This window comes from Chelatococcus sp. YT9 (assembly GCF_018398315.1).
GTDB lineage: Bacteria > Pseudomonadota > Alphaproteobacteria > Rhizobiales > Beijerinckiaceae > Chelatococcus.
On sequence record NZ_JAHBRW010000002.1, the window covers coordinates 1,603,204 to 1,625,262 of the forward strand.

The 22,059-nt window shown below is 64.5% G+C and carries 17 protein-coding genes; 8 read left to right on the forward strand and 9 right to left on the reverse strand.

Annotated elements, in window-relative coordinates; all coding sequences use genetic code 11:
* Positions 1-189: 189 nt before the first annotated feature.
* The gene (locus KIO76_RS27290) at positions 190-1,005 is read left to right on the forward strand and encodes an MBL fold metallo-hydrolase (RefSeq protein ID WP_213326704.1); all 816 of its coding nucleotides are present in this window, start codon (positions 190-192) and stop codon (positions 1,003-1,005) included.
* Positions 1,006-1,086: 81 nt separating this feature from the next.
* The gene (locus KIO76_RS27295) at positions 1,087-1,578 is read left to right on the forward strand and encodes a DUF2938 family protein (protein WP_213326705.1); all 492 of its coding nucleotides are present in this window, start codon (positions 1,087-1,089) and stop codon (positions 1,576-1,578) included.
* 28 nt (positions 1,579-1,606) lie between these two features.
* On the opposite strand, the gene larB is transcribed toward KIO76_RS27295, so the two are convergent.
* The 4 genes from larB to KIO76_RS27315 are packed head-to-tail and all read right to left on the reverse strand — an operon-like array spanning position 1,607 to position 5,739.
* Positions 1,607-2,272: a nickel pincer cofactor biosynthesis protein LarB gene (larB, locus tag KIO76_RS27300; protein WP_213326706.1), complete on the reverse strand. Its 666-nt coding sequence runs from the start codon at positions 2,270-2,272 to the stop codon at positions 1,607-1,609.
* A gap of 31 nt (positions 2,273-2,303) precedes the next feature.
* On the reverse strand, positions 2,304-3,104 hold the full coding sequence (larE, locus tag KIO76_RS27305) for an ATP-dependent sacrificial sulfur transferase LarE (RefSeq protein ID WP_213326707.1): 801 nt from the start codon (positions 3,102-3,104) through the stop codon (positions 2,304-2,306).
* Positions 3,101-4,447 carry a nickel pincer cofactor biosynthesis protein LarC gene (gene larC / locus KIO76_RS27310; RefSeq protein WP_213326708.1) on the reverse strand — a complete coding sequence of 449 codons (1,347 nt, stop codon included), beginning with the start codon at positions 4,445-4,447 and terminating at the stop codon, positions 3,101-3,103. The genes larE and larC overlap by 4 nt, the downstream gene beginning before the upstream one ends.
* Positions 4,444-5,739 carry a nickel-dependent lactate racemase family protein gene (locus tag KIO76_RS27315; protein ID WP_213326709.1) on the reverse strand — a complete coding sequence of 432 codons (1,296 nt, stop codon included), beginning with the start codon at positions 5,737-5,739 and terminating at the stop codon, positions 4,444-4,446. Before KIO76_RS27315 ends, larC begins: the two co-directional genes overlap by 4 nt.
* 346 nt (positions 5,740-6,085) lie before the next feature.
* Between KIO76_RS27315 and KIO76_RS27320 the strand changes: the two genes are divergently transcribed.
* Entirely contained in the window at positions 6,086-7,864 is a 1,779-nt protein-coding gene (locus KIO76_RS27320) for a chloride channel protein (RefSeq protein WP_213326710.1), read from the forward strand.
* 21 nt (positions 7,865-7,885) lie between these two features.
* On the opposite strand, the gene KIO76_RS27325 is transcribed toward KIO76_RS27320, so the two are convergent.
* The 3 genes from KIO76_RS27325 to KIO76_RS27335 are packed head-to-tail and all read right to left on the reverse strand — an operon-like array spanning position 7,886 to position 9,834.
* Positions 7,886-8,590, reverse strand: coding sequence for a DUF1028 domain-containing protein (locus KIO76_RS27325; protein ID WP_213326711.1), 705 nt, complete (start codon positions 8,588-8,590; stop codon positions 7,886-7,888).
* A 33-nt stretch (positions 8,591-8,623) separates the two neighbouring features.
* The gene (locus KIO76_RS27330) at positions 8,624-9,319 is read right to left on the reverse strand and encodes a DUF1028 domain-containing protein (RefSeq protein ID WP_213326712.1); all 696 of its coding nucleotides are present in this window, start codon (positions 9,317-9,319) and stop codon (positions 8,624-8,626) included.
* A complete protein-coding gene (locus tag KIO76_RS27335; RefSeq protein WP_213326713.1) occupies positions 9,316-9,834 on the reverse strand; it encodes a hypothetical protein in 519 nt (172 codons plus the stop codon). The genes KIO76_RS27330 and KIO76_RS27335 overlap by 4 nt, the downstream gene beginning before the upstream one ends.
* Before the next feature lie 359 nt (positions 9,835-10,193).
* Between KIO76_RS27335 and KIO76_RS27340 the strand changes: the two genes are divergently transcribed.
* From KIO76_RS27340 to KIO76_RS27360, 5 genes are all read left to right on the forward strand, one after another.
* Positions 10,194-11,315: an ABC transporter substrate-binding protein gene (locus KIO76_RS27340; protein WP_213326714.1), complete on the forward strand. Its 1,122-nt coding sequence runs from the start codon at positions 10,194-10,196 to the stop codon at positions 11,313-11,315.
* 116 nt (positions 11,316-11,431) lie between these two features.
* A complete protein-coding gene (locus KIO76_RS27345) occupies positions 11,432-13,309 on the forward strand; it encodes an ABC transporter permease (RefSeq protein WP_213326715.1) in 1,878 nt (625 codons plus the stop codon).
* Positions 13,309-15,003 carry an ATP-binding cassette domain-containing protein gene (locus KIO76_RS27350; RefSeq protein WP_213326716.1) on the forward strand — a complete coding sequence of 565 codons (1,695 nt, stop codon included), beginning with the start codon at positions 13,309-13,311 and terminating at the stop codon, positions 15,001-15,003. The genes KIO76_RS27345 and KIO76_RS27350 overlap by 1 nt, the downstream gene beginning before the upstream one ends.
* Positions 15,004-15,193: 190 nt before the next feature.
* A complete protein-coding gene (locus KIO76_RS27355) occupies positions 15,194-17,275 on the forward strand; it encodes a hydantoinase/oxoprolinase family protein (RefSeq protein WP_213326717.1) in 2,082 nt (693 codons plus the stop codon).
* Between the two features lie 11 nt (positions 17,276-17,286).
* Positions 17,287-19,056: a hydantoinase B/oxoprolinase family protein gene (locus tag KIO76_RS27360; RefSeq protein WP_213326718.1), complete on the forward strand. Its 1,770-nt coding sequence runs from the start codon at positions 17,287-17,289 to the stop codon at positions 19,054-19,056.
* Between the two features lie 429 nt (positions 19,057-19,485).
* Here KIO76_RS27360 and KIO76_RS27365 read toward each other — a convergent pair whose 3' ends face one another.
* Together KIO76_RS27365 and KIO76_RS27370 are read right to left on the reverse strand one after the other, a co-directional pair.
* Positions 19,486-20,466 (reverse strand): DUF4432 family protein, encoded by a 981-nt coding sequence (locus KIO76_RS27365; RefSeq protein WP_213326719.1) that lies wholly within the window; start codon positions 20,464-20,466, stop codon positions 19,486-19,488.
* Positions 20,463-22,010 carry a sulfatase gene (locus tag KIO76_RS27370; protein WP_213326720.1) on the reverse strand — a complete coding sequence of 516 codons (1,548 nt, stop codon included), beginning with the start codon at positions 22,008-22,010 and terminating at the stop codon, positions 20,463-20,465. Before KIO76_RS27370 ends, KIO76_RS27365 begins: the two co-directional genes overlap by 4 nt.
* Positions 22,011-22,059: the final 49 nt, after the last annotated feature.

The window sequence follows — 22,059 nt, forward strand, 5'->3', positions numbered from 1 at the left end:
TATTTGCTCAATACCTGGAGGAAAGCTCCGCGAATCGTAACCCCGGCGCTCGTCCGCCCCGTAGCAACAGTTCGCGGAACGGTACATGGACGAGCTTGGACAGGCGCTGTCCAAGAACAAGGTGCTGGATCGGCAGGTGAGGGCGCTATACCTATAGCTCCGGAACGAACCAAGTCCGGGAGCAAGGCCATGACCGCGTTCATCTGCGTCACCTGCGGAACGCAATATGCGCCGGGAGATGCGCCGCCCGAGCGCTGCATCATTTGTGCGGAAGAACGGCAGTTCGTGGCGCCGGGGGGCCAGACGTGGACGACGCTCGCGCGCCTGCAACGTTCCCACATGCCGATCTTCCGCTATGAGGAGGAGTTGATGGCGGTCGGCATGGCGCCGGCTTTCGCGATCAATCAGCGGGCGCTCATCGTGCCATCGAGCGGCAGCAATATCTTATGGGACTGCGTCAGTCTCGTCAGCGACGCCATGGTGGATCTCATCAACGGCATCGGTGGTCTCAAGGCGATCGCCATCTCACATCCACATTACTACACGACCCTGGTGGAATGGAGCCGCGCGTTCGGCGGCATCCCCGTCTATCTCAACGCGGCCGATCGGCAATGGGTAACGCGGCCAGATTCCTGCGTCGTCTTGTGGGAGGGCGATTCCCTGGAGATCGACCCGGGTGTCACGCTCGTGCGGACCGGGGGGCACTTCGATGGAGGCACGGTGATGCACTGGGCGGCAGGGGCAGGCGGGCGAGGCGCGATTTTGTCGGGGGATCTGCTGCAGGTCGTTCCCGATCGCAGGCATCTCGGCTTCATGCGCTCCTATCCCAACCTCATTCCCCTCGGCGAGGACGCGGTGAGAGCGGTGGCGGCCCGGGTTGAGCCCTTCGCCTATGATGCCATCTACGGCGCGTTCTGGGACCGCGTCATTCAGACCGGCGGCAGAGAAGCCATGGCGGCTTCGGTCGCGCGCCATATCGACTGGCTTGGCCGGCCTGCGCCCTGAAACGGCTTCCGCCCGCCCGCGCATTGCGCATCCGCAGAAAATCGATCACAGAGACAGCGCAGAGACAAGCGAGGATGCATCATGGGCGGGGTCTGGGAGTTGATCGCCAAGGCGATCCCGATCGGTATTGGAGCCACTTTACTTTTTGACATCTGGCAGCAGGTTCTTCGCTTTGCCCTGAGTGGTCCCGCCCCGTCCTGGAAACTGCCCGGGCGCTGGTTCGGTTACATGCCCCGCCTCACATTCGTCCATCCCGAGGGGGTCGCCAAGGCGGCGCCACTGCCGGGGGAAGACGCCATCGGCTGGATCATGCACTATGTGGTCGGCATTTCCTTTGCCGTCGCCCTGCTCGCCATCTGGGGCACGGACTGGACAATCGCGCCGACTTTCGGCCCGGCGCTCATTGTCGGCCTCGTCACCGTCGGCCTCGGGTGGTTCCTTATGCAGCCCGCCATGGGAAACGGGGTTGCCTGCAACCGGGCGCCCAATCCCACGAAAGCCAGGGCGCTCGGCATCATTGCGCATGTGGTCTTCGCGATAGGCCTTTATGGCACCGCGTTGCTGTTGGCTTAGCGCATGAATACGCAGGTGTGCGTATCCCTCAAGTATTGGCGTTTCCGATGTCAATCATCTTCTTGGCGAGTATCGCCGCGGAGAAGCCGCCGTCGATATTGACCGTGGCAATCCCGGGCGAGCAACTGGCCAGCGCCGTGCTCAGCGCGGCCTGGCCGCCTGCCGCGACGCCATAGCCGACCGAGGTCGGCACGGCGATGACGGGCGCCTTGACGAGGCCCGCGAGCACGCTGAACAGGGCGCCTTCCATGCCGGCGACCGCGATAACCACGTCGTGGTGCCGGATCTCCTCAATCCGCGCCATCAGCCGCCATAGCCCTGCGACGCCGACATCGGCGATCAAAGGCGCGTCGATACCGTGAAACCACAGCGTCCGCTGCGCTTCCAGCGCGACGCCGAGATCCGATGTGCCGGCGGCGACGATCACCACGGAACGCGATGGCTGGGGGCCCGCGTCTCGCCCCCCGAGACAGGCGGTCCGCGAGCGTGCGTCATAGTCGAGCCCGGCGCGGCTCGCCTCGGGAAGGCCGGCCCAGATTTCCGGGCTGAGGCGCGTCAGGAGGAGGGGCCTTTCTTCGCCGCGCGCGGCGGCGATGATCGCGGCGATATCGCCGGCCGTCTTGCCGGCACAGAACACGGCCTCCGGCACGCCGGTGCGCGCCTCCCGCTCCCAATCCAAGATGAAATCTGCCATGATGAAATCCGCCTGATGCAATCCGCCCCGGTCAGGCCCTCAGGAAGGCCGATCCGCGCCTGTAGGAGCGAATGCCGGCGAATTGGCGGCCCGCCTCACGGCACATGTCGCGGGCGATGGCCGCGACGGCTGCCCTGTCGCCGTCGCTCTCGATGACGATGCCCTGATGCGTGACCCGGCAGCGCAGGGGAGCAGCCCGTCCCGCACCCGCACCGACGGCCGCCGCGAGACGCGCTTCCACTGCCTCCACGAAGGCAAGGTCCTCGGCACGCACGGTGAGCCCCGTCTCGATACGGCTCGACAGGCAGGGCTGGGCCGGCAGCTCGGCGAGGTCGTCGAGGCCGTGGACGGCGGCGAGCGCACGGACGGCGGCCTTGTCCAGAGCCGCCTCGATATAGGGATGAATGACGGATCGCTCCTTGGCCGCGATCAGGCCCGGCCGGTAGTCGTCGAGATCGTCGAGATTGGCGCCGGATGCGATCACCGATTCCCCGCTCAAGGCGCGGATGCGGTCATAGAGATGAGTCTTGCAGAAGTAGCACCGGTTGACCGGATTGCTGAGATAATCGGGATCGTCGAACTCTCCGGCTCCGACCACGTCGAGCGCCCAGCCGTGGCGCGCCGCATGCGCCTTCACCCGGGCCGTCGCCGCAGCCGGGACAGCGGGCGAGACGGCATGAACCATCCTGGCTGTCCGGGGATGCCAGCGATGGGCGACATAGGCGAGGGTCATGCTGTCGACCCCGCCCGAGACGGCGATGGCCAGCGGCTGGAGCTTTGCAAGAACCACGCGGAGCCGGTCCTGCGCGGCGATGGTGCGTACCTCCATCATGGCTTCCCCCGGCGGGCGTAGCCCGCAGCGAGCCGGCGACGGGCGGCCAGACCATCCGCAGCGGCAAGCGCGTCGCTTTCGACCTTGATCGTCGTGCTGCCGTCCGGCCGCGAGGCCTCCTTGGCCGGCAGCGCCGCCCCTTCATGCTCCACGGTGACGACGGCCCGCTGCAAGATCTCGCGCGCCGCGTGATGCCAGCGTAGGCCAAGTGTCGAGGTTTCGAGGAAACAGACCTGCGCCACCGCCTCGCGCCGGGCTGGCTCGACAAGGAGCCGGAAGGTGTGGATGAGCCGTCCCTTCTTTCCCGAGGCCGTCGCGACGACGACATCGCGCACGCCGGCGGTGGCGCGCAGCTTGTCGGCGGCGATGGCGATCTCCTCGCCGGTCATGTCGTCGATGTCGAAGGCCATCACCACGACCTCGTCCTGGGCGGGTGGACTTTGCGTCTCGGCCGCGACGGGCGCGCCGAAGGCCAGCGCGCGCAGAATGTTGGGCATGACCTTGAGGTCGCGTGTGCCGGCTCCGGTGCCGGTTGCGACGAGCCGGCCCGCGGCGGTGGCCGCTCCGTCCGGTGCCGCTACCAGATGCTTGAGGATCGCCGCGCCGGTTGGTGTCACCCGCTCGCCGGCCACGCCGTCATCGCGGAAGGGAAAGCCGATCAGGATCCGCGCGGTCGCAGGGGCCGGCACAGGAAGAAGTCCATGCTGGGTCTGGACGAGCCCGGCCCCCCGCGGCAGCGCGGAGACGCTCCATCGGGTTCCCGGCAGGGCGGCGATGATTGAGCCGGCGGCGACCACGTCCGCCAGCGAGTCCCAGTCGCCGATCTCATGGAAATGGACCTCGTCGATCGGAACCCCGTGGATGAAGGCCTCCGCTTCCGCCAGAATGCTCAGGATCGCGATCGCGTGGGGAGCGGTGCCGGGCTTCAGGTCGGCCTCTTGGATGCGTCCGACCATGTCAGTGAACCGGCTGCCAGGCCCATGATCCGCATGCCGGTGGATCGCAACATGCTCCGGGGCAGCGCGCTCATCGCTGCGCGCCTCACTGTCACCGTTTGGATGGTTGTGATCAGCTCCGCCACCGTGACGGCTGCTTGTGTGTCCGCGGTGGTGGTGCGCCTCCGGCGGTCGCGTGGCCTGGAGCTTGAACCGCTGTACCCGGATCGCGCCGCTCGTGCCAGCCGTAAGCGAAGGTCGCCCGGCCGCTTCGGGCAGAACCGCTTCCAGATCCCTCAGCACCCGCTCCATGAGTTCCGGAAACGTGTCGATGAGCGCTGCGCAGAACATGTCGCCGGCAACGCCGCCAACCGCGTCGAGATGGATATGGGCGATGCCCTCGCTCATGCCGCAACGACCGGGACGACATAGGGTCCTTCGGGGATTATGGCGATGCTGCGGTCCTCGTGCCGTGCGATGCTTTCGGCGATGGCCGCGTCGAGCGAGGTGGTGATCTCGACACCCGTTGCGGCCCTGTCGGCATCGTTGAGGCCAGTGGTGTAGAGAACCACGCGGCCGGCATTCAACGGCTTCAGCTGCATCTGCGTCTGCCACTCGTCGATGTCGGCGAGTGACTTGGCCTTGAGCGTCGCGAGAAAGCGCTCGGGACCCAGCGCGACGAGCCGCTCCTGCGCTTCGCGGAACTCCTGCGAGCCGAAGCCTTCCGAACATTCGGAGGCGATGATCAGGGTGCCGCCCGGGGCGAGGATGTCGAGCGGCGTCACCATGCCCTTGATGGTCTGGTAATAGGTCTTGTCGAGCGGATAACCGGCGGAGGACGTGATGACCGTGCCGAACTGCCGGCCGACGGGGATGCGCGTCGCCGCATTGATGAAGCTGACGGCCGCGAGATGGCTCTCGATGATCTCGCCAAAGGTGACGTGAACGAGGTCGCGGTCCTCGTCGAGCACGGTGTTCAGCGCGTAGATCTCGCCGATCTTGCGGACGATCTCGAGCTGCTCCTCATGCAGGGGGTTGCCGACAAGGTTGCATTGCACAGCCAGCGGATCGGCCATGAAACGGGCGGAGTGAAACGTGCGGATCGTCTCATGACCGGCGACACCCGGGGCCACCACTTTCCGGCCGCCGGACCAGCCGGCCATGAAATGCGGCTCGACGAGCCCCGTAGCGATACGCAGGTCCGCCTCCACGAAACGCCGGTCGATTTTGACCGGTGTCCCACGCGTCGGCGTGGGGCCGAGATCGACATGGGCCTCGTCATCGCGGGCGAAGTGGTTCTCAACGCGGATCTGGGACAGGACCCATGGGTCGCCGATCAGTTCCGCGAGCTCCTCTCCCTCGTTCGGGCGGTGCAGCCCGGTCGCGACGAGAACCGTGACGCGGTCTGCCGGCACGCCAGCCGCGATGATGGTCTCGATCATGGGCCGCAGGAAAAGCTTGTTCGGCACCGGCCGCGTGATATCGCAAATAAGGATGCAGGCGCTCTCCTTGCCTTTCGCCAGCTCGGCGAGAGGGCGCGCGCCGATAGGCTTCGCGAAGGCGTCGAGAATGGCCTGCCCCTGGTCGGGCAACTTCGGCAGCACGGCCTTTCGAATGACCGTGACGTCCACATCGCCTGGCACATCGATCGGTAGATGGCCGCGGCCGAAAGCAAGCGATAGCGACGGCGAGTTGTCCATGATCGAGCTGGCCTTCTAAAAACATCCACAATTGTCAGTGAGCGCACTGCGCGGGATCCGTCAAGGCGGGCGCGTCGCAGTGCCGCGCGCCCCTCGTGCCGGTCTCACGTCACACGGATCGCTTTAGGCCACGTTCGACAACCGGCGAGCGCGCGAGGTCTTCCGTCAGACCGGTTGCGCTCGCGCCGCTGACCGCCGGACATCAATGCGCCGACCGAGGTTGGGCGGGAAGAGGCTATAATCGTCGCTCTCCTCATGGCGGGACGTGCGATTGTGCGATAAGGGAGCGCATCGGCGTGCCGGCGCAGCCGATCCGTCCTTATCGCCTCCACGTCAAGCGGTTTCCATGACCATCCCCCTTCTCCAAACGCCGGGCGAGTGGCGGCAGCGCATCCGTTCACTGGTGCGGCGCAGCGAATTCCTGCTTGTCGTGGTTGCGGCAGGGATCGGCTGCGCTGCAGCCGCAGCAGTCGTGGCGATGAGCCGCTTCGCACATCTCGCGCACTACGTCCTGTTCGGCGTCGCGCTCGATGAAGGTCTCAGTGCCGCGACCTATCTGCCGCCGTATAGCTTCTTCGTCCCGGCTGCGGGCGGGCTTCTCCTCGGCGCCATCGCCTATTGGATGCGGTTGCGCAAGGTGCGCGTGGCGGTTGATCCCATCGAGGCGAACGCGCTTCATGGGGGCGTGATGTCGACCCGCGATAGCCTGGTCGTTGCGGGACAGACGGTCCTCTCCAACGGTGTGGGCGCCTCGGTCGGCCTCGAGGCCGGCTATACGCAGATTGGCGGCGCCCTCGCCTCAAGGGCCGGCCGCGCTCTGCGCTTGAGGCGGCAGGACATGCGCGTGCTGGTCGGTTGTGGTACGGCGGCGGCAATTTCGGCGGCGTTCAACGCGCCGATTGCAGGTGGTTTCTATGCCTTTGAGCTGATCATCGGCGCCTATTCGATCGCCACGGCCGCGCCGGTGATGGTGGCTGCATTCACGGCGATGCTGGTTACCGACATGCTGGGCGGTGTAACCGTGCCCCTGCAGTTCGATCCGCTGCCGGCCGTGACGACGATCGACTTCCCCCTTTATATCCTGCTCGGAGCCATTGCGGGCTTCGTCGGCATCGGAATCATGCGGGGCGTATCGCTGGTTGAGCGGTGGGTCGGTTATACGCGCATACCAATGCTGCTGCGTCCCGCTATCGGCGGCGGGGTGTTGGGCTTGATGGCGCTGCTGACGCCACAGGTGCTGTCCGCTGGGCATGGCGCGCTTTTAGTCGAGCTCAACAGCCATACGCCGCTCGCCCTTCTCGCGGGCGTGTTTTTGCTTAAGGCTCTTGCTTCGGCGATCTGTCTGGGCTGTGGTTTTCGCGGAGGCCTCTTCTTCGCGTCGCTATTCCTTGGAGCCCTGCTCGGCAAGCTTTTTGGCGGGCTGCTGCTCCTGGCATGGCCCGCCTTCGACGTGCACATCAATACGTCGGCCTTCGTGGGCATGAGCGCGCTTGCGGTCGCTGTCGTCGGAGGGCCGATGACGATGACCTTCCTCACACTGGAGACGACGGGCAGCATCGGTGCGGGCAGTCTCGCACTCTGCGCGGCCATTGCCTCGAGCATGATCGTGCGCGAATTCTTCGGCTATTCATTCTCCACATGGCGGCTGCATCTGCGCGGTGAGACGATCCGCAGCCCCTATGACGTCGGGTGGATACGCAATCTCACCGTCGGACGCATGATGCGGCCGACGAGCCGCACGGCGCGTGTCGACATGCCCATCGAGGCCTTTCGCAAGGCTTTCCCGCTCGGTTCGGCCACGCGGGCAATCGTCCTCGACGCAAAGGACCGCTATGTCGGGATCGCTTCGGTTGCCCAGGCCCACGCGGCTGGCAGCGAAGGCGGCGCAGAGGCGCATACGCTTGCCGACATTGTGGCCTTCCGTGACCAGGTGCTCCTGCCATCCATGAATGTCAAAGAGGCAATGGCCGCGTTCGATTCCGCGGAGACTGACGCCTTGGCGGTCATTGACAACCTCGCCGAGCGGAAGGTTCTGGGCGAGCTCACGGAAGCCTACGCCCTGCGCCGCTATTCTGAAGAACTCGACCAGGCGCGACGCGGGATTGCCGGCGACGTCGGCGCCTAACCCTCTGCGAGGTCGGGCTTATCAGGCCGCCTTCTCCTGCCATTCGGTGTAGCTGACCTCGGGATGATCGAGCCAATAGTCGGCATAGTACGGAATGAGCGGCTTATAAGCATCGAAGGCGCGGCGCAGGTCTCTGACTGCGTCCCCTCCGTCCTTGGGCAATGGATTGGCCATGTCGATCCGCAGGTCGACCAGCGGCCGCTCGCAGCCCGGTGCCGAAACGACGAGGCCGGCGGAGGCTTGTCCTTTTGGTTCGCCGCCGGCCGCGTAACCGGCCTCGATGGCGCGGACGAGCCGCTCGGCAAAATCGATACCAGTGTCGCTGGCGAAAGTGTCATGGATTGCATCGACGACCTGGGGGCCAGCGAGGCCGTTGCCCATCGCGACGAAGCCTGTGCCAACGCGATGGCCAGTCCAGGCCGCGCCTTTGGGCGGGCTATGGGCCGCAGCGGCGCCGTCGACCGTCACGATACCCACTTGGCGGTAGGCGTGAAAATGGGGATCATAGCTCGCGAGCAGGCGCAGGATTTCGTCAGGCGACAGACCGCGGGCGGCGAGATCGAGGCCAATATGGCCTAGCCGCCAATTGCTGTGGCACTGGGAGGAAATGGCGGCGACCCCGCCACGAACGTGGGGACAGCGGGATGCGACACCAAGAGGGCTCGTGGCAAGGCAAATGCCGAGCTGGCGGGTGTCTGGATCACGGGCGACGATGGTGAAGGTCATATCAATCCTCCTTTGCCCTGGCGCCCCGGCCGATCAGGTCGGATGCGGCGACATGGAACGTTTCTGGTAAATCTCGGTGAGTGGCAGGTAGCGTTCAAACAAGCGGCGCAGATCAGCCAGCGCGCATCCGCCGGCCTCGGGCGGATCGCGCGCGAGATCCACCCGCAGATCAATATGAACCGTTTCGTCCGGTGCACGTACGAGAAGGGAGCTGGAGACGAGCGGGCTTTCGGGTCCGAGATGTCCGCGCGCGGCCTCGAGGGAAGCGAGGAGGCGCTCTGCCATCGGCTGCCCCTGCCCATCGGCAAAACGCCGCTGCATGGCGGCGAGCACCGAGGGGTCGGGCAGACCGTTTCCAAGGCATACAAAGCCGCTCCCGCTGACATGGCCCGCCCAGTTCACGTTCATGGACCCGGTGTGCACCTCAATATCGCCGGAGGCTGCCACGATGGCGATCTGGCGGTAGTCCATCCACCGGTCGTGCTGGCGCAGGGCCTGCATCGTCTCCTGTACGGTCAGGCCGCATTGGATAAGGTCCAGCGCGAGTGGTCCCACCTTGAGGTTGCTGAAGCCCTGGCTCGCGACGACAGCCTTGCCGACAACAAGATGTGGGCAGCGGGCTGCCACGGCAATCGCCGACGAGGCGAGGGCGATGCCAAGCGTCTGGTCGCGCGGATCGCAGGCGAGCACGCTGAGCATGACGCCGCCGAGATCGAGCGGATTGTTCACGGCAAATCCTCTTGCTCTCCATGAGGGCCGGTGTCCGCTTCGTTGGCGATCATGGTTGCGGCTACGTCACGGGCAAAGCGTTCGATCAGAGCTTCGAGGCGACGCTGGGCGGCCGGATTGGTGAGCTGGGGGATGGTCAAAGTCATCGTGGCGCTGCCGGGTCCTGATTGGCCGCGCCCGAGGATCTCCGAGGCACGCTCGGGATGAGCGGCGATATAGGCGTCGAGGAACATCCGCTCCTCATTTGGCTGGAGGCCCGCGATCTTGACGATCGTGCGGACATGCTGCGCCGGGATCGCGAGATCATAGGCCGGGCTCGTGATCTGGGTGATAAAGCTGCGCGTATTGCCCAGTGCTTCGGCGATGGCTTGGCGGCTGCCGGAGCCGCGGCGCTTGAGAAAAGCCTGAAGCAGCATCTTGTAGCGACGAACGGGCATGAGCTCATCATAGAGCTCGAAGTCCCGGGCGGAGCCGGACGGCGTTGCGACGGCATTGGGCGAGGCAATACGTGACATGCAGACATAAGGCCTTAGCTCCTCGCTGCTCGCAAGCGAAATGTTTAGCTGGACATGTCGAGCGTTAAGTGCGGACGCTCACCTGTGCATGTTTTCGCGGCATTTGCGCTGATGAGGCGGCGCTTTTCTCTAGTGTGGGAGGCATACCCTACAGCGTGTTCCACGGCGCGCCGCAGCGGGATTCTGCAATAACATACTCAGAAATATGCATATTCGTCGCCCGCGGTGGATCAGTCATAAAAGTATTTCGCGCTGGATAAAATTTAAGCTTGTTGCCCAACAAGTTTAATAGCTAAACTTTTGTCACTCGCTTGGCGAGCCAAAGTCTCCTGCAATGAGAGACCAGAGGGGTAAATCACATGCGTGGATTTGGAATCGTGCTGGCGGGAACGCTCGCCGCTCTGATCGCGGGGGCCCCGGCCCGCGCTGCGGATCCCTTGGTCATCGGCATGTTCGGTCCGATGACCGGTGAACGCTCGGCGTTGGGATTGCGTTTCCGCGAAGCCGCCGACATGTTCGTGGGGGAAATCAACGCGAAGGGTGGCATCGGCGGCCGTCTTGTCGAGGTCCGCATCGAGGACAGCCGCGGGGTGCCCCGCGAGGCGGCGAATATTGCCCAGAAGTTTGCGCAGGATGCGGCCGTGCTGGCGGTCATCGGCGGCCAGACGAGCACCGAATCAATGGCTGCCGGGCCGATCCTGGCGGAAGCGCATATTGCGCAGGTTGCCCCGACCGCCGGCCATCCGGACTATGTCAAGATCAGTCCTTACCAGTTTCGGACGACGCCGACTCACGCATCGATGGTGCAGCCTCATGTCGATCTCCTGACCAAAGTGATGGGCATGAAGAAGGTCGCCTTGGTCTATTTCAAGGATGACTGGGGCATGGTGACGAATACGATGGTTTCGAAGGCGCTGAAGGACGTGGGCGTCGAGGTTGTCTTGTCGGAGGCGATGATTCCGGAAACGCGGGATTTTCGTCCGCTCATCACCAAGATACTTTCTGCGAAGCCCGACGGCATCTTCCTTGTCAGCCACTACGCAGAATCTGCTCTCTTCATGCAGCAGCTGCGTCAGGCCGACCCCGGCATGAAGGTCGCCGGCACGGATACGCTCAATGATCCCAAGTTCATCGAGCTTGCGGGCGGTGCCGCCGAAGGGGTCATCATGCCGACCCCCTTCCTGGCCGAGGCCCCGGAGTCGGCCGCCTTCAGCAAGGCCTATGAGGCGAAATACGGCAAGGCGCCGAATTACTACTCGGCCTTTACCTACGACGCCATGCTCATCGTGACGAAGGCCATGGAGGCGCTGGCCGCCAAGGGGGCGCCGATCACACGGCAGGCTATCCGCGACCAGATTGCCGCGTCGGGTCCGCTGCAGGGCGTGAGCGGCACGCTGAAGTATGAAGGGTCTGGTGATCTTGGCCCGCGTCAGATCAACTATATCGTGGTCAAGGGCAATACCTACGCTCCGTATAAATAAATAAAGCGCGGGCTGATCATTTAACCAGCCCGCGATACCGATCCTGCACTTTCCGCGCCTTGTCCGCGTTCGTCGCGGCGGGTCTTCCGATCCTCCCATCCGGAGCGACGCGGCACATGATCGAATTCCTTAGCCAGATCCTCAACGGCCTTGTCATCGGCAACGTCTATGCGCTCGTTGCGATTGGCTTCTCGCTGATCTTCGGCGTTACCAATCTCATCAATTTCGCGCAGGGCTCGCTGCTGATGTTCGGCGCGTTCCTCGCCTATACCGGGATCAACCTGGGACTTCCGCTCGGGGTCGCTGTTATCGCATCGATCCTCGGCACGACGCTCCTCGGCATGGCGATAGAGCGCATCGCTTTGCGCCCTCTGGAGAATGCGCCCTGGATCGCGCCGCTCCTGTCCACACTGGCGCTCACCTTCATGCTCGACCAGGCGGCGGAGATCATCTGGACGCCCGAGGCGCATCGCTTTCCCAGCCCGTTCTCCAACTACAGCTGGGTTGTGGGCGCGGCCTACATCACCGGTGTCGATATCGCCATCCTGGTCCTGTCGCTCGTCATCATGGTCGGTCTCTGGCTGTTCCTGACTTACACCTGGTCAGGCCGAGCCCTCAGGGCAATGTCCCAGGATCTCGATGCAGCGCGCCAGATGGGAGTTCCGACCGATCGGCTCCGGCAGCTCGCCTTCGGCCTTGGGGCCGCGCTCGCCGCCATCGCCGGCGTGATGGTGGCGATGTACTATCAGAACCTCTATCCGCAGATGGGCGTGCCGTTCGGGCTCAAGGGGTTCACCGCCGCCCTGCTCGGCGGGCTTGCCAGCATACCCGGCGCCGTGGTGGGCGGCCTTCTGCTTGGCGTGCTGGAGGCTTTGGCTGTGGGTTATGTCGGCGAGGGCTTCCGCGATATGGTAGCCTTTGGCCTGCTTCTCCTCATTCTCACCGTCCGCCCGCAGGGCTTGCTCGGCGACAAGCGGCTCGATGCCCTAGGCGGTTCGCGTGGCGCATCGGGCGTCATGCCGTCGACCAGCATCATGATCGGGCAGGGCGGTCAGCCGCTAATGACCGGCCGGCCGCTGAGCATCCCCTATGTCTGGCTCGCGGCTGCCGTCGCCGTCCTCGCGCTCCTGCCTCTCGTTGGCCTGTCGGACTACGTGGTGCAGGTCGGTCTCGTCATCGTCATCTTCGCGCTGCTCAGCGTGGGCCTGACGATGCTATCGGGAGCGGCGGGTATCATGTTCCTCGGCTTCGCTGGCTTTTTCGGCGTCGGTGCCTATGTGGCGGCGCTCGCCGCCAAGCTGTGGGGCGTGCCCGCGGAGTTTGCCTTCCTGCTCGCGGCAGTCACCACTGCCATCCTGGCGGCCATGATCGGCCTGTTGTGCGCCTCGCTCACGGGCCATGTGGTCGGCCTCGCGACCTTGGCGATGGGCGTCCTCATCTGGCTCGTCCTTCTCAACTGGACGGATGTGACCGGCGGCCCGAACGGTATTTTCGGCATTCCGCGTCCACGCCTTCTTGTGGCGCCAGGGGTGTCGATGAGCAGCCTCGCGGCACAATATTGGCAGGCGTTGGCGCTGCTTGTGCTCGCGATCTTCGCGGCTGGGCGCTTTCTGGCTTCCCCGGTCGGCCGCAGTTGGCGGGCGATCCGCGAGGACCGAGTCGCTGCCCATGCTGCGGGCTTGCCGGTGCGGCGTTATCTGGTCACGTCCTTTGCTTTGGCGGGCGCCTGCGCCGGGCTAGCCGGAGGAGCCTTCGCCTTCCTGCATCGCTTCATCAGCCCGGATAGCTTCCGTCTCGACAGCTCCTTTCTCATGGTGGCCATCATTGTCCTCGGTGGGCTCGGCAATCTCACCGGTGCCTTGATCGGCGCCGTGCTTCTTCTGGTGCTGCCGGAAGTGCTTCGCGATTTCGCCGACTACAGGAGGATCCTGTTCGGCGCGATCCTCTATCTCACGCTGCGGTTCCGTCCGCAGGGCATTGCGGGAGTTCGTTGATGACGGTCGCCGTGCTTCATCGCCCCGTGGCAGCGCCCGCCAAGGCTGCCGACGGGCTAGCCATCGAGAATGTCAGCGTGAGCTTCGGTGGCCTGAAAGCCATCGATGATGTCACCATCCATGTGAGCCCGGGCGAGTTCATCGGCATCGTCGGCCCCAACGGAGCCGGCAAGTCGACACTCGTCCAGACCATCACCGGCTTCGTGCGGCCTACGGCCGGGCGGATCACCTTCAAGGGCAGCCGCCTCGACGGGCGTTCGCCGGAAGCGATTTCCGCGCTCGGCGTGGCACGTACGTTCCAGACAAGCCGGGTGTTTCCCGCCCTCACGATCGCGGACAGCGTAATGGTCGGCACTCAGCGTGCGTTGATCGGCGGTGGCGCGAAGCCCAAGCGCTTCGGTGCCTTCGCAGAACCCATCGCAGCGTTGCTCGGATTGCCGGCCTATCGGCATGCGGAAGAAGAGGCACGGCAGCGAGCCGAGGCGGTGATGGCATTGTTCGGTGACCGCCTGGTCTCGCGCAAGGACAAACCCTCACACAGTCTCTCCTATGCCAATCGTCGCCGTCTCGATATTGCGCGCGCGCTGGCGGCCGGGCCAGATGTTCTTCTCCTCGACGAGCCGACAGCGGGCATGAACCCGACCGAGAGCCATGAGCTGGCGGACCTGCTGCTGGACTTGCGCAAGAGTTTTCCCGCCATGGCGATCATCATGATCGAGCACAAGCTAGATATCGTTCGCCGCCTGGCGGAGCGCACGATCGTCATGGCGCATGGCCGGGCGATTATCGACGATAAACCGGACGCAGCCTTCGCGCATCCGGAGGTGACCGCTGCCTATCTCGGCAAAGCGATCAGCGGCGCTCTGCCAGCCACGCCCGCCGCGACCGGTGGAGGCCATCTCCAGCATGGCCCCGAGCAGGACCTGCTCGGGGATCCCAGAACGCCGGCGGTCGCGCTCAAGAACATCGATGTGTTCTATGGACCGGTTCAAGCCTTGTTCGACGTGTCGCTCCATATCAATCGAGGCGAGGCCGTCGCCGTTCTCGGCGGCAATGCGTCGGGCAAATCGACCACCATCAAGACCGTGCTGCGGCTGGTGCAGCCGCGCAAGGGCGAGGTCGATTTCTTCGGCAAGCCGCTGGAAGCCCGCACGACCGCCGAGGTGATCGACCAGGGTGTCGCGTCCATTCCCGAGGGGCGTCGCATGTTCGCGGAATTGACCGTGCGCGACAACCTGCTCATGGGCGCTTTCTCTCGTCGCAAGGGAGATGCGAAGAAGCTGGAACAGGACCTGGAGCACGTGATCGCGGAATTTCCGTGGCTTGGCAGCCGGCTGAGCCAGCTGGCGGGTACCTTGTCCGGAGGCGAGCAGCAGATGGTGGCGATGGCGCGCGCTTGGCTGCGACGGCCGCGGATCCTGTGTATCGACGAGCCGTCCATGGGCCTCTCGCCGCTCATGGTCGACCGGGTCTACGAGATCCTCGCGCGCTGGAAGGCGCAAGGATTGACGATCATCATGGTCGAGCAGAGCGCCAATCACGCACTGGAGCTGGTCGACCGTGCGTACGTCCTGCGCAACGGTGTCGTCGTGCTGGAAGGCGAGGCGGCCAAGCTTCGCAACGATCCGGCGATCCAGGAGGCCTATCTCGGCCTCGGCCGGGAGAAGACGACCAAGGCCCAGGCCGCCGTTTAGTCGCGGCTCTCTTGGATGGGGGGATTACCGCCGTCGCACTCGCGCGGAGCTGGTGCGCTGTCGCAACTATTCTTCATAACCATAAGTTGAATCTCATAAAAATAGTACGCCGCGCCCTGGCGAGTGGGTTGATCTGACCTTCAAAGCGTTATTAAGTAGCTAAACAAATCATCCCAGAGAGGGGTTTGAGATGGGTCTGCGTATCGGCATCGATATCGGCGGCACTTTCACGGATTTCGCCGTGCTGGATCCGGAGACGGGCAGCTTCAATATCGGCAAGGTGTTGTCCACGCCGGCTGATCCCGCGGAGGCGGTGTTTGAAGGGTTGCGGGGCCTGATGGCATCTGGCTCGCGTGATATGTCCGGCGTCTCGGAGGTCGTGCATGCCACGACGATAGCAACCAACACGGTGATCCAGCGGAAGGGGCCGCCAACGGCCCTGATCACTACACGCGGCTTTCGCGACGTGATCCTGATCGGCCGTCAGAAGCGCTGGGAACTCTACGACAACGCGGCGGGCCGTCCGGCTCCACTTGTGCCACGTCACCATGTCTTCGAGGTGCCGGAGCGCATGCTTTGGGACGGTTCGGTCGAAACGGAGCTCGACGAGGCGGCCGTGCGTGACGTGGCGAAACAGCTTCGCGCCAACGGCATCGTCGCGGTCGCCGTGTGCTTCCTCCACAGCTATGCCAATCCCGATCACGAGCGGCGGGTCGAGGCGATCCTCCGGGAAGAGGTGCCGGAGATCATGGTCTCGATCTCCTCCGACGTTTCGCCGCTCTATCGCGAGTTCGAGCGCACGAGCACGACGGTCATGAACGCCTATGTCATGCCGGGCGTCGCCAACTACGTGGAGCGGCTCGACGAGGAGCTGAAGCGCATGGGCGTGGATGGACCCATGCTGATCATGCAATCGAACGGAGGCGTTGCCACCGCCGATGTGGTCAAGCGTTTCCCGATCCGCATCATCGAGAGCGGGCCGGCGGCGGGTGTGCTAACAGCGGCCCGCTTCGCGCCGGCGGCCGGCACCGACAACCTCATTTCGTTCGACATGGGCGGCACCACCGCGAAGCTCTGTCTCGTCGAGGGCGGCAAGCCGCTGCTGACGAGCCAGTTCGAGGTGGACATGACGCATCTCAAGAAGGGCAGTGGGCTCCCCGTCAGCATCCCGGCCGTCGATCTGATCGAGATCGGCTCGGGTGGCGGCTCGATCGCCAAGGTCGAGCTCGGCGGTATCTCGATCGGGCCGGAAAGCGCGGGGTCGGTGCCTGGGCCGGTGTGTTACGGCCGAGGTGGCAAGCGGCCAACGGTGACAGACGCAGACCTGACGCTCGGTTACCTTAATCCTGACTATTTCCTCGGCGGCGAGATGAGCCTGGATGGAGCTGGCGCAAGGGAGGCAATCGACCGCGAGATCGCCCAGCCGCTTGGTCTCGATACCATGCAGGCCGTATGGGGCATCCACGAGATCGTTACCCAACAGATGGCTCAGGCCGCGCGGGCCGTCACCATCAGCTGCGGCAAGGACCCGCGCAGCTTCGCGCTCGTGCCCTTCGGCGGCGCGGGCCCGGTGCATGGCGCGCGGCTTGCCCGCATGCTCGGCTGCCCGAAGGTCGTGTTTCCGCGCGCGGCCGGCGTCGAATCCGCGGTCGGCCTCCTCATGGCGGAGACCTCGCTCGATCTTGCGCGCACGCAGGTCATGACCCTCGACGAGGCCGTCATCCCGACCCTCAACGCGCTATTCGCGGATCTGGAGGCGCGCGCTCGCGAACAGATGGAGCGATCCGGCGTCATTCCGGAGCGCCAGCGCTTCACGGCGAGCTGCGACATGCGCTTCGCCGGCCAGGGCTACGAGATCGCGGTCGATCTGCCGCCCTATCCCTACACGGCGGTGGACCTTCCCGCGCTGCGCCAGGCCTTCTTCGAAGCCTATGCGCGCTCCTATGGCGCGCGCACCTTCGAGACCGGCTGGGATGTCGTCGGTGTGCACTGGCGCCTGCGGGCAACCGCCATCGGCTCGGTCCTCACCATGGAGGATCTCGAGCCGCTCGAGGGTGACGTGACGCGTGCCGTCAAGGGCGCGCGCCAGGTCTGGTTTCCCGAGACGGACGGTTTCACGAACTGCACGGTCTATGACCGCTACCGTCTCAGCGTGGGCGATGTGGTCACAGGTCCGGCCATCGTCGAGGAGCGCGAATCCACCATCGTCCTGCCGCCCGACAGCACAACGCGTGTCGATCCGCACGGCAATCTTGTCACCGAACTCAGCTGAGAGCGCCCGCCATGAGCTCGATCGAACCCTTGGACACGACCATCGACCCCGTGACCTTCTCGGTGGTCTGGGGCGGCCTTCTGTCAACGGCCGCGGAGATGGGAAGCACGCTCCTGCGCACCGCCTATTCCATGACCGTGCGCGAAGGATCCGACTTCTCCACCGGCGTCTTCGACGCGGAGGGCAACATGGTGGCGCAGGGCGACTACAGCCCCGGCCATCTCGGCTCGATGGCGTTCACCGTGCGCCAGATGCTGGACTACTATCCCGTCGGCAGCCTCGGGCCGGGTGACGCCGTGATCTGCAACGATCCGACCATCGGCTCCGGTCACCTCCCCGACTTCTTCATGGTCACGCCCGTCTATCTCGGCGAGAGGTTGGTCGGCTACGCTGTCAACATCGCCCACCATATCGATGTCGGCGGCAGCGCGCCGGGCAGCGAGGAGGTTGTGGGCGTCCGCGAGACATGCCAGGAAGGGATCCGCTTCCTTCCCACGCTTCTCTTCAAGAACGGGGAGCCGAACCGCGAGATCCTGCGGATCATAGAGGCCAACGTGCGCGTCAAGGACGTCATCGGCGACCTCCACGCGCAGTTCGCGGCAAATATGGTGGGCGCCAACCGCATACGCGCGCTGGCCGAGCAGTATGGCCCTGAGCAGTTCGCAGCTTGCATGCGCCAGATCCTGGTGCAGAGCCAGGAAGCGATGCTGGCGGCTATCGATGAGCTGCCCAAGGGCACGTACCACTTTTCCGACAAGCTCGACGACGTCGGGCCGGGCACGGAGCCTGTCCACATGCAGATGGCGCTGACCATCGCCGAGGATCGCATCATCTGCGATTTCGAGGGGACTGGTCCGCAGCGGGACGCGGGCATGAACGCCTACATGCAGTACACGCGGTCCTATTGCATCGCCGCTGTCAAATCCGTGACCCTGCCGCGAGCGCCGCAGAACTTCGGCATCATCCGCTGCATCGAGATCCGGGCGCCCCAGGGCAGCTTCGTCAATCCCCGGCCGGGTGCCGCCAGCGGCGCACGGGCCGTCACCGCCAACCGCATCTATGAGGTCGTGATGGGAGCGCTCGCCCAGGTCGTCCCCGATCGCGTCATCACGGCAAGCTCCGGCTTCTGCAATCCCAAGGTGAGCGGTTCTGTGAGCCCCTTTACAGGCAAGCCGTTTCTGGCATGGATGTCGGCGGTCGGCGGCGTCGGGGCGCACCGGCACCGCGACGGCCAGGAAGCGACCACCTCGCCAACCAATGGCACGAACACGCCGGTCGAGGTGCAGGAAATGAACGCGCCGGTCTTTATCGAGCGCATGGAGCTCATTCCCGACTCAGCCGGGGCGGGGCGTTTTCGCGGCGGCATGGCGTTGCGCAAGGACCTGCGCCTTGTCGCCGATGTGGGGCTTGTCACCAATTTGGGCGATCGCTACGAGAACCATCCCTACGGGCTGGAAGGAGGCCTCCCCGGCACCTGCGCCGCCACCGTGCTCAACCCCGATACCCCGGAGGAACGTTACCTCCATTCCAAGGGAACCTACGCGCTGAAGAAGGGTGATGTGCTCAGCATGCGCACGGCGGGTGCCGGTGGATTTGGTGCTCCGAAGTTGCGCGATCCCGAGCGTGTCCTCTGCGACGTGCGCGCTGGTCTCGTATCGATCCGGGCCGCGAGTGACATCTACGCCGTGGCCATTCGTCCGGACCCGCTCGCCATTGACGAGACGGCGACGGCGAAACTCCGGATCGCAACCTCTCCAAGCGTCCTCGAACAGGCAAGCTGACCATTGCCCTCTTCGAGCGATGAGGGAAGACGGGGGCAGTCTCGATTATGCCGCGGTCATCCTGGGAACGGCACAGGCGGTATCCCCGAGAACGAACAACTGCGCTCCACAAGGCTGCCCGTCTTCGACAACGATTACCAGACTATCACAGGTCGCCTCGGCGATGATCCCGGGCTCAAGCGCGCGGCTTGCCCCGGAATGACCGGCGTGGGTACCATGTCAGCCCTGAATGCCGGATGGCTTAAGGAGCGCTCTGCGCGCGACCCTTTGCCAGCGCCTTCGGTCCCGGCCCGCGCATATAGTGGCGCTCCGGCTTGTAGCCGTCCCGCTTATGTCGGATTGTCTGCAACAGTTTCGCCAAAGTGGCTAAACGCCCGCCTAGCCTGGCCTCCTGTGAGGCCTTTGCCCAGATCCTCATGGTCGTGGTCTCTACAACTCGGTTACATCAACGGCGTCAGATAGTTCGCGCATAGTGACTCGTAATTGGTAAATACGTCTTTCACCGGGCACGAGCTTATTTTCTGTACCGCTCAGCCCGCCATCCCGTCGCGCGCTCGTGCAAGGTTCTATGCCGAGCACGCAGGCGTTGGGGCGCAGATCGTGCCAGAGCTGCAGATAAGGCAGAGATGCGCGTCCCCAGGCGAAGTCGATTCCCAGCCCTGTGGGGCCAAGTGACGGCGTTGCAACCCGGCAGCGCGCAAGGTCGTCGTTCTCGATCGCCGTCGTGAAGCTGTCGCGAGATGCGGTCGCGTCCGGCACCACGAGCGGACCGAGCAGTCTCTGCCCGTCGCGCTCGACGCGTGTTCCATCGGCAAGCGCGGGAAAGCCAAGATTGAAATGATAAAGGCTCGCTTGCGGACTGGGCGACGTGCCGATGTTCTCGACCTCATCCGTGATGGAGAGGAAGCACCCGCCAATAGCTGCTTCGATGCGCCGTTTAAGACGGAAGGCGTGTCCACCGAGGCGCGCCTGGACGACTTCGCCTTCGCAGAACAGGACCGGCTCGTCGCGTTCCCAATCCTCTCCATAAGCCGTCACCCGCGCCGGCGTGAAGGGGAGCCGGCCATGCAGTGGATGGCCATCCGCAGGCTGCCGGATGTGGTCGAGGCCGCAGGTGACCAGAAAGCCGGAAAAACTCCTGTTGAAGCCGAAACCTTGATCGCCCTCCGCATCGTGCAGGGCGGGGCTCATGAAGCCCGTGGGGGCTTGCCAGGCAAGCGGCAGACCGCGCCACCAGAGCGGTCCGATATCGAGCGAGCGATCGGACAGCACCCAGAAATCGAGCCCGCCCCCCGTCGAAAAGGCGAGCGCCCGCACGCCGCGTTCCGGGCCATCATCCAGTGTGATCCGGCGAACGGCCGCGAACTGTCGCAAGTCGCCGGATCGCGTCCTGATGGAGGCCGCCCTCATGACCCTGTCGCAACCTCTTCGGTTTCCCGCGATGCCGGCGCGGGCAGCCCGAGACGGGCGAAGGCCTCCGGGGGGGCTTCATTGTCAGCCATCAAGCGGCTCATCAAGGACACGAGCCGTTGCTCCGCATCGGGGTCGGCCAGCGGCCGTTCCTGCCCGGGATCGGTGACGAGATCATAAAGACGGGTCCCGTTCTCGATGAGCGCGCCGGGGCCATAGACATTGTACATCGGCGAGCGATCGGTGACGGGCACTTTCAGCACCTTCGCGCCCTTGGTGAAGGGAAAGCCGTTGGAGAGGCTCGCCTGCGACAGTTCTTCCGTCGAGAAAGGCGAGAAGATATGGGTGGGCATCAGCGTATACTGATAGATCTCCTGGTTGTTCAGATCCGCTGGAAAACGGTGGTAGGTATAGCGCCCATCGGCAACATTCACAGCGCCACCGAAATAGCCGAACAAGGCTGCCTCGCGGAGTTGCATGCCTCGCGCGGCGGCAAGAAGGGAGCGCCCTTCCATCTCGGGCGCCGACGCGACGCCGAAGAGATCGAGAAAGGTCGGCGCGAGATCGACCGCTTGGGTCAGCGCGGCGCAGCGCTCGCCATTCCTCGGCTGGCGGGGATCGTGCAGGAAGAGGGGGATATGGGCGATCTCCTCATAGAGATTCATGCGGTTCTTCGCCCAGAAATCGTGCTCGCCGAGCAGAAAGCCATGGTCGGTGGTCACAACGAGCGCCGTGTCCTTCCACAGGTCATGCTTGTCGAAGTAATCGAGCAACTCGCCCATGAGAAAATCGCACATCGAGACGATGGCATAATAATTCGCGCGCAGCTCCTCGCATTCTTCCGGCAATTCGTCGACCCGGCCATAGCGGGGCCAATCACGGATGGGGCCGGTCCAACCGGTATCGAACGCCTGTTTGAAGCGCGCGGGCGCCGTGAAGGGCTCATGCGGATCGAAGGTCTCGATCTGCAACAGCCAGTTGTCCGCATCGCGGTTACGGTCGAGAAATTCGAATCCATGCGCGAAGCATTGAACCGAGGGGAAGTCCTTTTCTTCCCGGATGAATTCCCGATTGATGATGTTCTGCGAAAAATACTCGCGGCGTTCGGTGGTGAACTGGCGAGCGTGATACATCTCCCGCAGCCGCTCCCAGTGCGGCTGGACCATGGCTTTCCAAGGATCACCTTCCTGCCCGCGCACGAACTCATAGGTATCGTAGCGATTGTGGTAGGTGGCCCCGCCATCCTCCCAATAATGGAAGTGGTCGGTGATCAGGTGGCTGTATACGCCCGCGTTGTGGAGGAGTTCCGGAAAGGCGTTGTCGAAAGGCTCCAGCGGGCCCCAGCTGCGATGAAGAAAGGTCAGCCGGCCGGTGAGCATGTCGCGGCGCGCCGGCATGCAGGGGAGGCTGCCGACGTAATGGGTGTCGAAGGTAAGACTCCTCGCGGCGAGCCGATCAAAATTCGGGGTCGGCACACGCGTGCCGCCATAGGCTCCCAGCATGTGCCGGTTGAGCGAATCGAACAGGACGAAGACTGCTTTCATGGTCACTTCCGTTGAACCGGCCCGCGACGGCGGGCAGCCCTTACTCGTG

Coding starts and splice junctions, on each gene's coding strand:
- larB (WP_213326706.1), bottom strand. CDS start 2,272: ATGGCAGATTTCATCTTGGATTGGGAGCGGGAGGCGCGCACCGGCGTG.
- KIO76_RS27365 (WP_213326719.1), bottom strand. CDS start 20,466: ATGAGGGCGGCCTCCATCAGGACGCGATCCGGCGACTTGCGACAGTTC.
- KIO76_RS27350 (WP_213326716.1), top strand. CDS start 13,309: ATGACGGTCGCCGTGCTTCATCGCCCCGTGGCAGCGCCCGCCAAGGCT.
- KIO76_RS27315 (WP_213326709.1), bottom strand. CDS start 5,739: ATGGACAACTCGCCGTCGCTATCGCTTGCTTTCGGCCGCGGCCATCTA.
- KIO76_RS27320 (WP_213326710.1), top strand. CDS start 6,086: ATGACCATCCCCCTTCTCCAAACGCCGGGCGAGTGGCGGCAGCGCATC.
- KIO76_RS27370 (WP_213326720.1), bottom strand. CDS start 22,010: ATGAAAGCAGTCTTCGTCCTGTTCGATTCGCTCAACCGGCACATGCTG.
- KIO76_RS27355 (WP_213326717.1), top strand. CDS start 15,194: ATGGGTCTGCGTATCGGCATCGATATCGGCGGCACTTTCACGGATTTC.
- KIO76_RS27335 (WP_213326713.1), bottom strand. CDS start 9,834: ATGTCACGTATTGCCTCGCCCAATGCCGTCGCAACGCCGTCCGGCTCC.
- KIO76_RS27290 (WP_213326704.1), top strand. CDS start 190: ATGACCGCGTTCATCTGCGTCACCTGCGGAACGCAATATGCGCCGGGA.
- KIO76_RS27340 (WP_213326714.1), top strand. CDS start 10,194: ATGCGTGGATTTGGAATCGTGCTGGCGGGAACGCTCGCCGCTCTGATC.
- KIO76_RS27360 (WP_213326718.1), top strand. CDS start 17,287: ATGAGCTCGATCGAACCCTTGGACACGACCATCGACCCCGTGACCTTC.
- larE (WP_213326707.1), bottom strand. CDS start 3,104: ATGATGGAGGTACGCACCATCGCCGCGCAGGACCGGCTCCGCGTGGTT.
- KIO76_RS27295 (WP_213326705.1), top strand. CDS start 1,087: ATGGGCGGGGTCTGGGAGTTGATCGCCAAGGCGATCCCGATCGGTATT.
- KIO76_RS27345 (WP_213326715.1), top strand. CDS start 11,432: ATGATCGAATTCCTTAGCCAGATCCTCAACGGCCTTGTCATCGGCAAC.
- KIO76_RS27325 (WP_213326711.1), bottom strand. CDS start 8,590: ATGACCTTCACCATCGTCGCCCGTGATCCAGACACCCGCCAGCTCGGC.
- larC (WP_213326708.1), bottom strand. CDS start 4,447: ATGAGCGAGGGCATCGCCCATATCCATCTCGACGCGGTTGGCGGCGTT.